Origin of the sequence: Paenarthrobacter sp. NPDC090517, from assembly GCF_044769165.1 — a bacterium.
In the GTDB taxonomy this organism is placed as follows: domain Bacteria; phylum Actinomycetota; class Actinomycetes; order Actinomycetales; family Micrococcaceae; genus Arthrobacter.
The window spans coordinates 329,657-343,688 of record NZ_JBIVXN010000001.1 but is presented as its reverse complement, the minus strand read 5'-3'; the positions used below and the strand labels follow the sequence as shown (position 1 = coordinate 343,688).

General features: G+C 61.4%; 10 protein-coding genes. 8 read left to right on the top strand and 2 right to left on the bottom strand.

Annotated elements, in window-relative coordinates:
* Positions 1-9: 9 nt before the first annotated feature.
* Together ACIQTW_RS01560 and ACIQTW_RS01555 are read right to left on the bottom strand one after the other, a co-directional pair.
* Positions 10-906, bottom strand: a complete 897-nt coding sequence (locus tag ACIQTW_RS01560; protein WP_402932952.1) for an aldo/keto reductase — start codon at positions 904-906, stop codon at positions 10-12.
* Between the two features lie 34 nt (positions 907-940).
* Positions 941-1,903, bottom strand: coding sequence for a sugar-binding transcriptional regulator (locus tag ACIQTW_RS01555; RefSeq protein WP_402932949.1), 963 nt, complete (start codon positions 1,901-1,903; stop codon positions 941-943).
* Positions 1,904-2,025: 122 nt separating this feature from the next.
* On the opposite strand from ACIQTW_RS01555, the gene ACIQTW_RS01550 reads away from it, so the two are divergent.
* From ACIQTW_RS01550 to ACIQTW_RS01515, 8 genes are all read left to right on the top strand, one after another.
* Positions 2,026-3,798 carry a glycerol-3-phosphate dehydrogenase/oxidase gene (locus tag ACIQTW_RS01550; RefSeq protein WP_402932947.1) on the top strand — a complete coding sequence of 591 codons (1,773 nt, stop codon included), beginning with the start codon at positions 2,026-2,028 and terminating at the stop codon, positions 3,796-3,798.
* Positions 3,799-3,967: 169 nt separating this feature from the next.
* Positions 3,968-4,720 (top strand): MIP/aquaporin family protein, encoded by a 753-nt coding sequence (locus ACIQTW_RS01545; RefSeq protein ID WP_402932944.1) that lies wholly within the window; start codon positions 3,968-3,970, stop codon positions 4,718-4,720.
* Positions 4,721-4,801: 81 nt separating this feature from the next.
* A complete protein-coding gene (gene glpK, locus ACIQTW_RS01540) occupies positions 4,802-6,316 on the top strand; it encodes a glycerol kinase GlpK (protein ID WP_402932941.1) in 1,515 nt (504 codons plus the stop codon).
* A 304-nt stretch (positions 6,317-6,620) separates the two neighbouring features.
* Positions 6,621-9,146, top strand: a complete 2,526-nt coding sequence (gene leuS, locus ACIQTW_RS01535; protein ID WP_402932938.1) for a leucine--tRNA ligase — start codon at positions 6,621-6,623, stop codon at positions 9,144-9,146.
* 59 nt (positions 9,147-9,205) lie between these two features.
* Complete coding sequence (locus tag ACIQTW_RS01530) at positions 9,206-10,189, top strand: DegV family protein (RefSeq protein ID WP_402932937.1); 984 nt, start codon at positions 9,206-9,208, stop codon at positions 10,187-10,189.
* Positions 10,190-10,265: 76 nt separating this feature from the next.
* A complete protein-coding gene (locus ACIQTW_RS01525) occupies positions 10,266-11,087 on the top strand; it encodes a helix-hairpin-helix domain-containing protein (protein WP_402932934.1) in 822 nt (273 codons plus the stop codon).
* A 34-nt stretch (positions 11,088-11,121) separates the two neighbouring features.
* On the top strand, positions 11,122-12,807 hold the full coding sequence (locus ACIQTW_RS01520) for a ComEC/Rec2 family competence protein (protein ID WP_402932931.1): 1,686 nt from the start codon (positions 11,122-11,124) through the stop codon (positions 12,805-12,807).
* Between the two features lie 174 nt (positions 12,808-12,981).
* Complete coding sequence (locus tag ACIQTW_RS01515; RefSeq protein ID WP_402936165.1) at positions 12,982-14,010, top strand: ornithine cyclodeaminase; 1,029 nt, start codon at positions 12,982-12,984, stop codon at positions 14,008-14,010.
* The last annotated feature ends 22 nt before the right edge of the window (positions 14,011-14,032 follow it).

Below are 14,032 nucleotides of genomic sequence, written 5' to 3'. Positions count from 1 at the left end.
CGTTTATTCCTAGTTCACGTTGTCCGGGTGGGACCCGGTCCGATGGTGGCGTTCGAGTGCTGCTATGCCGTCCATATCCCCGGCTTCCAATTCAAAATCGAAGACGGCGATGTTTTCCTTGATCCGTCCCGCCGAGCTTGCCTTGGGAATGACCAGGTTCCCCAGCTGAAGATGCCACCGCAAAATGACCTGGGCCGGAGTCCGGCCGTACTTTTCTGATAGCGAGACGATTGCGGGGTCAGCCAGGACTTGGCCGCGGCCGAGGGGGCTCCACGCCTCGGTACGGATTCCGAGTTGCTCGTGCAGTGTCCGCAATCTGGTCTGCTGCAACCAGGGGTGCAGTTCTATCTGGTTCACTGCCGGAACAACCTCTGCTTTTTGCATAAGCTCATCGAGGTGTCCGGGCTGGAAATTTGAAACACCTATGGCCCGGACTTTCCCCTCCCTGTAAAGGGTTTCCATAGCCTTGTAGCTTTCCACGAACAATCCCCGGCCGGCACACGGCCAATGGATGAGGTAGAGGTCCACGTAATCAAGTCCGAGGTTCGCGATTGACGTGTCGAACGCCCGTAGTGTCGCGTCGTAGCCCTGATCATCGTTCCAGACCTTGGTGGTAACGAAGAGGTCTTCGCGCGCCAGCGCGTGTACCGACTCGCCGGAACCACCGGTACCTCTGTTGGCTTCCGCGGCATCACCGATGGCACCGCCGAGGGCGCGGCCCACCCCGACTTCGTTGCCGTACATCGCGGCAGTATCAAACCGGCGGTAGCCCTCACCCAAAGCTGTTGCTACCAAGGCTTCTGCGTCTTTGGCGGGAACTTTGTAGAGCCCGTATCCCACGCGATCCATCTGAACGCCGTTGTTTAGTGCCAGCCTGTTCGATGTCAGCTTGGATGGGGATCTCATAGCAACGACTCTACCCATTCCTTGCACGATTGCTTCAGGAATGGCCATTGAAACTCACCAGGCGTCGGGCTGAGGCTTCGTCCAGAATGAGGTCCGTCGCAAGTCCCGCAGCCAGGGCTCCTTGGAGGCCATTGATCTTGGATGCCCCGGAGACCACGCAGATCCGTCGCCTGACCTGCCGCAATTGTTCATGGCTGGGACCAGTTGACCTCTCATTCAAGGTGATGCCGTCAGAGGAACCATCACTCCGGAAGAAGACCGTCGCTACATCGCCCACAACATCGTCTGCGGCCAGCATGGAGAGGTCGTGTTCATCGAGGTAACCGCCGGCATAGACATGGCTCGGGTAGTCAGAGTCCACAGATCCGACGCCGAAGATAGCGATGCTCATCCGGGCCTGCAGGTCCAGGATGCGTTGAACGCTGCGCTCATTCCACATGGCGGTCTTGGTGGAGGCATGATCAAAAAACGCCGGAACAGGGAACTGTTCCACGCGGGCGCCGTACGCACTGCCGAAGCGGCGCATGATGTCACTGGCATACGTAATGCCGGTGGTTTGCATGTTGCCGGCGCCATTGAGCTGGACCACGATGCTGTCGTGGGTCACCTTACGCGTGAGGTGCCTGCTGACCGCGCTGAGCGTCGCACCCCAGGCCACTCCTATGATGGCATTCGAGTCCACCAAGGGTCCGATTGTCCGTGCAGCCTGCATGGCTACGCGGTCCAGGGTCTCTGCTTCGTTGAGTGTGTCCAGTACCGGAACCACGTGGACATCCACGCCGTACTGGTTTCGGATCTGGCTTTCCAGCTCAGGACCGGTATCGAAAGGGCTTCGAATCTGGACCTGAACCAGACCCGTTTCCCTCGCGGAAGACAACAGCCTGGACACCGTGGACCGGGATGTCCTCAGCTCCCGGGCAATCGCATCCATGGTCAGGTCCTGCAGGTAGTACATCTGTGCAGCCCGGAGTGCATCCGAATGACGTGATCGTCCCATCTCATTTCCTTACTGCACGTTTGTGCAAATAGCTTGACTCCATTTTCCACCTTCGCCAGATTAGTGGTGAACGGTGCAGCAGCGAGTGGCGCGGCGCACGAACCAAGCCCAAGGGAGCAGTTTTGGGACACAACAGGATTTCCGGTACCTCACAGCGCGACTCCGTCGTTGCACTGCAGGAGCGGCCTTCGGCCAAGGTACTCATCATCGGCGGTGGCATCAATGGTGTCGGAACGTTCCGCGATCTCGCCCTCCAGGGTGTCGACGTCGCACTTGTTGAACGCGGTGACTACTGCCAAGGTGCCAGTGGCGCCTCCTCCCACATGATCCATGGCGGCATCCGCTACCTCGAAAACGGCGAATTCCGCCTGGTCCAGGAATCCGTGGTCGAGCGCAACAGGCTCCTGAAGATCGCGCCGCACTACGTGAAGCCACTGCAGACCACCATTCCGATCTTCAGCACTTTCTCCGGCATCCTGTCAGCACCCATGCGCTTCCTCACCCACAAGCAAGGCAAGCCCAAGGAGCGCGGCGCGTTCCTGATTAAGGTTGGCCTGAGCATGTACGACTTCTTCTCCCGCGACGGCGGCAGCGTACCCCGCCACCAGTTCCGTGGCCGGACCAAGGCCCTGGCCGAGCTTCCCAAACTCCACTCCGGTATCAAGTATGCAGCTACATACTTCGATGCCTCGGTCCATAACCCGGAGCGCCTCACCCTCGATGTCCTGCAGGACGGCGAGAAAGCAGGCCGTGGCGGGGGACTGCCGGGAGGCAGCGCCCGCGCCAGCAACTACGTCTCGCTCGTGTCCACGGGATCGGATGGAGTCCGGCTTCGTGACGAATTGACCGGCAAGGAATTCGACTTCCAGGCTGACGTCATCGTCAATACCACGGGCGCCTGGGTGGACCTCACCAACCAGGCTATGGGCGCCGTGAGCAAGTTCATGGGCGGCACCAAGGGATCGCACATCGTCCTGGACCATCCGGAACTGCTGGCAGCGTGCAACGGCCGCGAAATCTTCTTTGAACACACAGACGGACGCATTGTCCTTATCTACCCCATGGGCGACCGGGTGTTGGTAGGCACCACGGACGTGGACGCTGACATGTCCGAAGACGCCGTGTGCACTGAAGAAGAAATCGACTACTTCTTCGACCTGGTCGGCCACGTGTTTCCCACCATCAAGGTGGAGCGCGAACAGATCGTCTACAGTTTCGCCGGCGTCCGTCCGTTGCCCCGCCACGACGAAACGCAGCCGGGATTCGTCTCACGCGACTATCGCATCGAACGCAGCGTCCGCACCGGCAGTGACTCCGTCGCAACGCCAGGCGGTAAGGCCGCCGTCGTCCTCAGCTTGGTGGGTGGCAAGTGGACCACGTTCCGCGCCCTGGCCGAGCACATGACCAATGACGTCCTCCGCGAACTAGGCATGGAGCGCAAGGTCTCGACGGCGAAACTCGCCATCGGCGGCGGCGCGGGCTTCCCTGCCACTGAGCAGGGCGAGCAGGAATGGATCAAGAAGCACATGGGGCCGGGCCTGGACGCTGACCGCGTAGCCGTGCTGCTGACCCGGTACGGAACGCGCGCAGACGCCGTCATCGATTACCTGAATGCCGGACACGACACTCCGCTGCGTTCCACCCGCGAACTGAGCGTCCGGGAACTGGCGTTCATGGCCGAGCATGAGCAGATCGGGCACCTGGTTGATGTCCTCATCCGCAGGACGTCGCTGGCGTTCCGTGGGCTCGTCACCGGGGAGTTGCTCAATGAAATAGCAGCAGCGTTGGCCGAGCCGCTCGGCTGGGATGCTGCTGCCCGCGAAGCGGAAATCCGCCACGCCCAGGAAGTACTGCAACGGTTCCACAAGGTTGACGTGCACAGTCTCGTAGCCTGACACCAAGCAGCGGAAACAGCTTGACCGTCCCAATGTGCGGCAGGGGCGGAATGGGGTAGGTGGGCCCGCCAGGGGACCACCACACCGGGACGGTTCCGGAGACAACGGAACCGTCCCAACAGCCTCTTCACCCGCGAGGAGGCTGACAACAGAAAATGAGGAGTCAAAGATGTCTCTTGGAATTGTTTTCCTTTCCGAAGTATTCGGAACCATGATGCTGACCCTGCTGGGTTGTGGCGTCGTGGCAAACGTTGCGCTCAAAGGCACCAAGGGCAACAACGGTGGATTCTTGATGGTGACGTGGGGCTGGGGTATTGCGGTCTTCGCGGGCGTTTTCGTGGCCGCAAAGTCCGGTGCGCACCTTAACCCGGCCGTCACCCTTGGCCTGTTGGTCAACGGAAAAGCAGAATACGCCCCCGGCGTTCCCGTGGATTTCGCATCCACCCTGACGTACTTCGGCGCTGAACTGCTCGGCGCTTTCCTGGGTGCAGTTGTTTGCTGGCTCGCCTACAAGCAGCACTTCGATGAAGAGCCCCTCGCAGCGAACAAGCTGGGCACCTTCTCCACCGGTCCGGCCATCCGCTCCACCCCGTGGAACCTCATCACGGAAATCATCGGCACGTTCGTCCTGGTCTTCGTCATCCTGACCTTCGGCGGGACCCCCTCGGGCCTCGGCCCGCTGGCAGTCGCACTGCTCGTTGTTGGTATCGGTGTTTCCCTCGGTGGCCCCACCGGTTACGCCATCAACCCTGCACGTGACCTCGGTCCCCGCATCGCCCACGCCATCCTTCCCATCAAGGGCAAGGGCACCAGCGACTGGGCCTACTCCTGGATCCCCGTCGTCGGACCGTTGGTTGGCGGCGCGCTGGCAGGCGTGGTGGCCCTCTGGGTACCGGACATCATGCCTGCAATCGCCGGCTAGTCCTGCAATACCTCGCATCACCTCTCCACACGTTGTAGACAAACCAATTGAGTAGCTAACAACAAAGACAAGGACGTCACCATGAATCAATACGTCATCGCCATCGACCAAGGCACCACCAGCTCCCGCGCCATCGTTTTCGATCACACGGGCAACATTGTCTCCACTGGCCAGATGGAGCACGAGCAGATCTTCCCGCAGGCCGGCTGGGTGGAGCACAACCCTGCCGAAATCTGGAACAACACCCGCGAAGTCATCGCCTCCGCCCTGTCCAAGGCAAACCTGACACGGCACGACATTGCCGCCGTCGGCATTACCAACCAGCGCGAAACCGCTGTCGTTTGGGACAAGAACACCGGTGAGGCCGTTTACAACGCCATCGTCTGGCAGGACACCCGAACCCAGCCCATCGTGGATGAACTGGCCCAGGATGGAGGAGTGGAGCGCTTCAAACAGAAGGTCGGCCTGCCTTTGGCCACATACTTCTCGGGAACCAAGATCAAATGGATTCTGGACAACGTGGAAGGCGCCCGCGAACGTGCCGAAGCCGGCGACCTCCTGTTCGGCAACACCGATGCCTGGGTTCTCTGGAACCTGACCGGCGGTGTTGACGGTGGCGTGCACGTCACCGACGTCACCAACGCTTCCAGGACTCTGTTCATGGACCTCGAAACACTGCAATGGGACCAGGAAATCCTGGACGTCTTCGGCGTCCCGGCCTCCATGATGCCTGCCATCAAATCGTCCTCCGAGGTGTACGGCCACGTTCACACCTCGCAGCTGCTTCGCGAAACGCCGGTAGCCGGCATCCTTGGAGACCAGCAGGCAGCAACCTTCGGGCAGGCCGCTTTCCAGCCCGGCGAAGCCAAAAACACTTACGGCACCGGCTGCTTCCTGATCTTCAACACCGGCGAAGAAATCGTTCACTCCAAGAACGGCCTGCTCACCACCCTCGGATACAAGCTGGGCGACGCCAAGCCGCACTACGCCCTCGAAGGCTCCATCGCCGTCACCGGGTCCCTGATCCAGTGGCTCCGCGACAACCTCGGCATGATCAGCTCCGCACCTGAGGTAGAGGACTTGGCTGCCGCCGTCGAGGACAATGGCGGCGTCTACATCGTGCCGGCCTTCTCCGGGCTGTTCGCACCGTATTGGCGTGCAGACGCACGCGGTGCAATCGTCGGACTCACCCGTTTCGCCAACAAGGGCCACATTGCCCGCGCCGCACTGGAAGCAACTGCATTCCAGACTCGTGAAGTACTCGACGCCGTCAACGCCGACTCGGGTGTTCCGCTCACCGAGTTGAAGGTCGACGGCGGCATGGTTGCCAACGAGGCACTCATGCAGTTCCAGGCAGACATCCTGGGCGTGCCCGTAGTCCGCCCGAAGGTGGTGGAAACCACGGCCCTCGGTGCTGCCTACGCGGCCGGCCTCGCCGTCGGATTCTGGAAAGACCTCGGCGAGCTCAGTGCAAACTGGAACGAAGACAAGCGCTGGGAACCGCAGCTGCCGGCAGAGGAGCAGGAGCGTCAGCTGCGGCTCTGGAAGAAGGCCGTAACCAAATCCATGGATTGGGTCGACGAAGACGTTAAGTAGTTCAAAAAAGGGGCCGATGACTCCCGCCCGCCCGCTTCGCGGTGCCCACCACACCATGGCGGGGAGTCATCGGCCCCTTTTTCGACGCTGTGCGCCGCGCCGCCCACCATGATTTGCCGGTGAGTGGAAGGTTGATCGTGCGCTATTGTAGATCTATGCGTGCGATCCTTCTGCTTAGCTAGCCGCTCGGCTTTCACTAGCCGTGCGGCCGCCCCTCCATTGTTGAGGGGCTTTTGTGTGTCCGGGACTTTCCGGTGCCATAGCAGGAGTCAAAACCGCCATCGAAGAACAGAAGAGGGCAGCAGTGAGCGTTCAGCCGGAGACAGAGACCGGAACAGCACAAACAGCCGCAGCCGAAGCGCCCGAAGAAGGCGTCTACAGCTTCGCTGCGATGGAAGCCAAGTGGCCGCAGGTCTGGGAGGACCTCAAAGTCTTCACGCCTGCCGACGACGGTTCGCGGGAACGCCGCTACGTGCTGGACATGTTCCCGTACCCCTCCGGCGACCTCCACATGGGCCACGCTGAAGCCTTCGCGATGGGCGACGTCGTGGCACGGTACCTGCGCCAGAAGGGCTTCGATGTCCTGCACCCCATCGGCTGGGACTCCTTCGGACTTCCTGCTGAGAACGCTGCAATCAAGCGCAACGCCCACCCCAGCGAGTGGACCTACGCCAACATCGACACCCAGGCGGCGTCCTTCAAGCGCTACGCAATTTCCGCCGACTGGTCCCGGCGCCTCCACACCTCCGACCCCGAGTACTACCGGTGGACCCAATGGCTGTTCAAGCGCTTCTACGAGCGCGGCTTGGCATACCGCAAGGACTCGCCCGTCAACTGGTGCCCCAAGGACCTGACTGTGCTCGCCAACGAGCAGGTAGTCAACGGCGCTTGTGAGCGTTGCGGCACGCCTGTTACCAAGAAGTCCCTGAATCAGTGGTACTTCAAGATCACGGACTACGCAGACCGTTTGCTGGAGGACATGGACCAGCTCCAAGGTCACTGGCCCGAACGCGTTCTGGCGATGCAACGCAACTGGATTGGCCGCTCCGAAGGCGCCCACGTGCGTTTTGTCATCGAAGCTACGGATGACCGTGCCGAGCGCGAAGTGACCGTGTTCACCACCCGGCCTGACACCCTCTACGGTGCTACCTTCTTCGTTGTTGCAGCGGATGCTCATTTGGCGTTGGATTTGGTGACCCCTGAACACCACGATGAACTCATGGACTACCGCGAAAAGGTCAAAGCACTCTCGGAAATTGAGCGCCAGTCCACGGAGCGCGAGAAGACGGGCGTCTTCACCGGCCGCTACGCCATCAACCCGCTCAACGGAGAAAAGCTGCCGGTGTGGGCCGCTGACTACGTACTGGCCGACTACGGTACGGGCGCCATCATGGCCGTGCCGGCGCATGACCAGCGCGACCTCGACTTTGCCAAGACCTTCGGGCTGCCCGTCCGGGCGGTACTGGATACCGGTGACGAAGATCCCGCAGAGACCGGCGTTGCCACTGCAGGTGAAGGCACGCTCAACTCCGGTGAGTTGGACGGCCTGTCCAAATCCGAAGGCATTCCTGCGGCGATCGAGATTCTCGAGAAGCTCGGAACCGGCGAGAAATTCGTCAACTTCCGCTTGCGTGACTGGCTGCTGAGCCGCCAGCGCTTCTGGGGCACGCCCATCCCCATCATCCACTGCGGCGAGTGTGGCGAAGTACCCGTTCCGGATGACCAGCTGCCCGTCAGGTTGCCGGACAACCTGCGCGGCGAGGCGTTGTCGCCGAAGGGGACCTCCCCGCTGGCCGCCGCCGTCGAGTGGGTAAACGTTGAGTGCCCCAACTGTGGCCGTGCGGCGCAGCGTGATACTGACACCATGGATACGTTCGTGGACTCGTCCTGGTACTTCCTGCGGTTCGTTTCGCCGGACTACACCGAAGGCCCGTTCGATCCCGAAAAGATCAACAACTGGATGCCGGTGGGGCAGTACGTGGGCGGCGTCGAACACGCCATCCTGCACTTGCTGTACGCACGTTTCTTCACCAAGGTCATCAAGGACATCGGCCTGATCGAAGCCAACGAGCCGTTCTCTGCGCTGCTCAACCAGGGCCAAGTACTCAACGGCGGCAAGGCCATGAGCAAGTCCCTCGGCAACGGCGTGGATTTGGGCGAGCAGTTGGATAAGTTCGGTGTCGACGCCGTTCGCCTCACCATGGTCTTCGCCTCTCCACCTGAGGACGACGTCGACTGGGCGGACGTTTCGCCGTCGGGTTCGGCCAAGTTCCTGGCCCGCGCCTGGCGCCTGGGCCAGGACGTCAGCAGCGACCCGGGCGTTGATCCTGCCACTGGTGACCGTGCCTTGCGCACCGTGACGCACAAGACCATCTCAGATGCCGCTGAACTGCTTGATAACAACAAGTTCAACGTCGTGGTTGCCCGCCTCATGGAGTTGGTCAATGCCACGCGCAAAACCATCGACTCGGGTGCAGGCGCCGCAGATCCCGCTGTTCGTGAAGCGGTGGAAGCCGTAGCCGTGATCCTGAGCCTCTTTGCGCCCTACACGGCCGAAGACCTTTGGAACACGCTCGGCCACCCTGCTTCCGTTGCGAATGCGGGCTGGCCGAAACACGACGATGCACTGCTGGTGCAGGACACCGTCACTGCCGTGGTCCAGGTGCAGGGCAAGGTTCGCGACCGTCTTGAAGTTTCGCCGGACATCACCGAGGACGCGCTGCGCGAGCTCGCCTTGGCCTCGGAAAACGTCCAGCGTGCCTTGGACGGCCGCGGCATCCGCACCGTCATCGTGCGGGCACCTAAACTGGTGAACATCGTTCCTGCCTAGCAGGGATAGTGCGGCCGCCGGCATTCTGTCGGCGGCCAGCCATCATCTTTGGAGGTTGCGTGCCTGAGCGAGAACCACCCGCATGGATATGGCTTAAGGAACGAGTGGCGCGCCTCCGGCAGCCCACGGCGCCGGTGCCTGTCGCTGACGTGCCGCTGGCCGCCGTCGTCAAAACTGCGGTCGTCACCGATTCCGCAGCTGCGCTTCCGCCGGATTGGGTGTCTGCCTTTACCGCCGACGGCCGCCTTGCCGTTGTTCCCATGCCAGTCATGGTGGGAAGCGAAATTTACGGCGAAGGCGAAGACGACATCACGCAAACCCTGTCCTTGGCCCTTGCCTCAGGCGCCTCGGTGAAAACTTCACGGCCGTCGCCTGGCCAGTTTGAACAGGCGTACCTCGCCGCACAGCGCCACGGGTTCGAGGCTGTAGTGTCCATCCACATTTCTTCCGAGCTCTCAGGAACAGCTGATGCCGCAAGGTTGGCGGCCGCACGCGTCACCATCCCCGTTGAAGTCGTGGACTCGCGCACTGTGGGGATGGCGCAAGGCATGGGAGTCCAGAGTGCTGTGGTGGCAGCAGCCGATGGCCAAGGAGCCGCAGAAGTCCGCGGCTTTGCTGAGAAGCGCATGGAGCGCACCAAGGTCTACTTCTACGTGCCCAGCCTCGAACAATTGAGGCGGGGTGGGCGCATTGGGGCGGCAGCGTCGGTGCTCGGTACCGTTTTGGCTATTAAGCCCATCCTGGCGGTCGACGGCGGGAGGATCGTGCCGCTGGAGAAGGTCCGTTCCGCTGTGCGAGCCGTGGCCCGCTTGGAGGAGATCGTCGCCGCTGATGTCGCCTCCCGCCCGACCGGCCAGCAACGCTTGGCTGTTCACCACTTTGGCAATCAGCTGGAGGCCGAAGCCTTGGCAGCCCGCCTGAAGGAAAAATGCCCTGACTGTCCGGCACCCCAGATCAGTGCGCTACCAGCTGTGTTGGCTGCACATGCGGGATTGGGCGTTCTTGCAGTCATCGTGGGGGAGAGCAGTACACCAACGGATTGATGGTTGGCCGCCCGTCTTATCCACATAGAGCACCTCGTCCGCGCTGTGACAGCAGCGGCAGCCATAGGCTCGTTCTATGCCACGCCGGAACCGGGATGCCTCCCCAGATGCCGCAGCGCAGGCAGTCCGGCAGCGTTTCGCATCCCGCCTGGGTACGGACGCCCAGACCATTCCGCTTTTGCAGTTGCCCGTCGAACCAGGACCGACGCCTGATGATGCGGACTTCGAATCCGGGACGCATTATGCGCGGACCCGCTGGCGAACTCCATGGCGTGTTGCTGCGCTCCTTGCCGCTGTAGGAGTTGGCATCATTGCCTGGCACTTGTGGCAATCGGCCGTGGGGCAGCCAACGGCAGAACCCCTCGCTTCTTCCTCGACTGCGGGGCCGGTCCTGCCTGTTACTTCAGAATCCCCTCAGTCAGAGGCCAGGGAGGCTGGGGGGAGCGTGCTCGTGCACGTGGCGGGTGCGGTACAGAAACCCGGTGTTGTTTCCTTGCCGGTGGGCAGCCGGGTTTTCCAAGCGATTGAGGCAGCGGGCGGAGTTGTTTCCAACGCGGAACTCAACGGCCTCAACCTCGCTGAGGTTGTGAGCGACGGGGCCAAGATTCAGGTCCCGGTGGTCGGGGAGGTGCCGCAGCCTGCTCCACTTGCTGGCAGCTCCGGCGCCGCTGGAGGTCCCGGAGGTGACGCGGCAGGGGCCAAGGTCAACATCAACACTGCGTCCCTGGAAGAACTGGGAACGCTGCCGAGAGTTGGGCCGGTGACTGCGCAAGGAATCATTGACTGGCGGAAAGAACACGGACCTTTTGCCTCTGTAGACGAACTTGACGCTGTTGACGGCGTAGGACCCAAGCTCATGGAGTCACTCAAAGACCTTGTCACGGTCCACGGTGGCTAAGTCGGAAGAGCAGACGAGGCTTGCAGGCGTCCCGGTGTCGACGAGGCGCACGGATCTGAGGCTGGTTCCCACTGTGCTGGTGACCTGGTCCGTTGCGCTGGCCGGGGCCTATATCGATGCAGTTTGGTCCGCAACAGTAGCGGGGGTTTTGGCCTCGGCTGCGGGTCTGCTTTTGGTAGGGGCGCGGCGTCATCGGCCAGCCCTGCACCGTACCAGAACGATCCCCGCCACCATTGCCCTTGCCTGCATCATGGGTGCCGCAGTGGCTGTTCATTGTGCTGTCATGGCCAACACCCGCGAAGACGGGCCGCTCGCTGAGGCGGTAGCAGAAGGAAGCGGCGTCCTTATCCAAGTGTTAATCACAGAGGCTCCTACCGAGGTTCGCGGGCCGGGCCAGTCAAGCGGAACCAGGTGGTCGGTAGCTGCAACCTTGGTTGAGGTCACCTCCAAGGGTTCCGTCATTCGAGGTTCCGCAGGCTTGATGGTTATGGGTGGGAACGGCTGGCAAGACGTGCGGCCCGGGCAACGTGTCAGAACTTCGGGAACGCTGAAGGCTGTGCGGGAGGGACAAACGCAGGCAGCTCTTTTGTCGGCGTCCTCCGCGCCCGTTCTCGTCGCGTCGACTCTTGATCTGCGAGAATCCTCCGCCGACGTACGGAGGCACTTCATCGAAGTTTCGAGTTGGTTGCCGCCCGACCCGGCCGGGCTGATGCCGGGCATGGTCACAGGAGACACTAGTGCTCTTCCGGAAAGTCTGGAGGCGGATATGAAGACAACCGGAATGACACACCTGACCGCGGTCAGCGGTGCCAATTGCAGCTTGGTGCTGGGAGGCTTCATTTTGTTGGCGCGGTGCCTGGGGCTGACACGACCGGTAGCCGGCGCTTTTGCTGCGTGCGGTCTGGCGGCTTTTGTTGTGATGGTAGGTCCGGATCCGAGTGTGCTCCGGGCTGCTGTGATGGGGACCGTGGGGCTGGCGGCCTTGATTGGGGGCCTGCGGGGTCGATCCTTGACGTTCCTCTGCCTGGCCACCATTGTTCTCTTGCTGCTTGATCCCAGCATGGCGGCGAATGTCGGGTTCCTGCTGTCCGTGCTGGCGACCTTGGGTATTGTCCTGCTTGCCACTCGCGTTGCGTCATGGATCCCTGTATGGGTGCCCCGATGGTTGGCCGCGGGTGTTGCCGTTCCGTTGTCTGCGCAGCTGCTGTGCGGCCCGGTGATAGTGGCCCTTCAACCGCAGTTCACTCCTTATGCCCTCATCGCTAACGTGGTGGCCGGCATTATGGTGGCGCCCGTGACGATGTTCGGGACTCTTGCCGTTCCGCTGGCGGTGGGTTTGCCATGGTTGGCAGCAGTTCCCATAGCCGTCGCTGGAACATGCGCGGGAGTGGTGGCTGCCGTGGCCAGGTTCTTCGCGCATTTGCCCGGGGCAGCCCTGCCTTGGGCCGAAGGTCCGGCGGGGATTGTTTCCATGGTGGCCTTCTCGATGATGACCCTCCTGATTGTCTGGGCAGCGCTTCACCCGAGGCAAGCTGCGGCATGCGTTCTTGTGCTGCATGGTGTCGTGGTGGTGCTCCTCGGTCGTTGGCCCCGGATTCTTGCTCGCTGGCCCGGGAATCGGGCTGGGGGAGACGGGCCAGGACAGGAAGCGCAAGGAGGGCTCCAAGCGCAGCCGTGGTTAGCCCAGAGTCCTAGGCGGAAAGTGCCCCCGCAGAAGTGAATTGTCCTCGGACGGCGCTGAACTGCCTGGCTTCGCGACGTCGGGTTCGCTGCGAGCACTCTTGAAAGAAACATAACAAATTTAAAGAAACTAGTGACTTTGAACGATTTATAACGCATGATTGATTCAGCCGATCCCGAGGACGTGAACGGCACGAACCGGAAGGGAGCGCAGATGACGCGCTTTGTTGATGTAAGCAACATGATCCGCTGGGTGAGATCCCAAGGCCCCGAAACGATCATCAAAGACCTGATTCAGTACATGGAAGAGGACTTCCGACGCTGGGCGCGGTTTGATAAGACGCCGCGCGTCGCCAGCCATACGCCCTACGGCGTTATCGAACTCATGCCCACGAGTGATCACGAGACCTACGGCTTCAAATATGTGAACGGGCACCCCTCCAATCCAACCCGTGGCTACCAAACCGTCACGGCTTTCGGCGTCTTGGCAGATGTCCACAACGGCTACCCGACGTTCCTGGCGGAAATGACGATCCTCACTGCGCTACGCACCGCAGCCACATCCGCCATGGTCGCCAAGGCCTTGGCTCGACCCGATTCCCGCGTCATGGCCATGATTGGAACGGGCAGTCAGGCAGAATTCCAAGCACTGGCAATGAGGACGGCACTGGGCGTAGCGAAGCTTCAGGTTTGGGACACCGATGCCGCGGCTGTGAACAAGTTCATCCGCAACATGGTTCCCCTTGGATTCGAAATAGATTTCGCTTCATCTGCTCTCGAAGCAGTTCAGGGCGCCGACATCATTACAACGTGCACGGCAGACAAAACCCAAGCAACGATCCTCAGCATTCAGCACATTGCTCCTGGAATCCATCTCAACGCGATCGGCGGAGATTGTCCCGGAAAGACGGAACTGGACCCGTCGATCCTGGAGATCGGTGACGTCTTTGTTGAGTATGAGAGCCAGACGCGTATTGAAGGTGAAATTCAGCAGATGCCCGCCGACTTCGCCGTCACAGAATTCTGGAAGGTCCTCCTCGGCGCGGCCCCCGGGCGTACATCAGAAGATCAAATCACCATCTTCGATTCCGTTGGATTTGCTGTGGAAGACTTCTCAGCCCTGCGATACGTGCGGGACGCCGTGGACGGTTCCGAGTTCTTTGAAGATATAGACCTCGTTGCCAATCCGGACGATCCCAAGGACCTGTTCGGTCTTGTCGGTGCTTTATCGCCCGTCGGATAGACGACTTACCCCATCGTCGTCA

Bases quoted from the DNA above. Each gene is read 5' to 3' on its own strand.
- ACIQTW_RS01545 (WP_402932944.1), top strand. From the start codon at position 3,968: ATGTCTCTTGGAATTGTTTTCCTTTCCGAAGTATTCGGAACCATGATG.
- ACIQTW_RS01555 (WP_402932949.1), bottom strand. From the start codon at position 1,903: ATGGGACGATCACGTCATTCGGATGCACTCCGGGCTGCACAGATGTAC.
- ACIQTW_RS01525 (WP_402932934.1), top strand. From the start codon at position 10,266: ATGCCACGCCGGAACCGGGATGCCTCCCCAGATGCCGCAGCGCAGGCA.
- glpK (WP_402932941.1), top strand. From the start codon at position 4,802: ATGAATCAATACGTCATCGCCATCGACCAAGGCACCACCAGCTCCCGC.
- ACIQTW_RS01515 (WP_402936165.1), top strand. From the start codon at position 12,982: ATGACGCGCTTTGTTGATGTAAGCAACATGATCCGCTGGGTGAGATCC.
- ACIQTW_RS01560 (WP_402932952.1), bottom strand. From the start codon at position 906: ATGAGATCCCCATCCAAGCTGACATCGAACAGGCTGGCACTAAACAAC.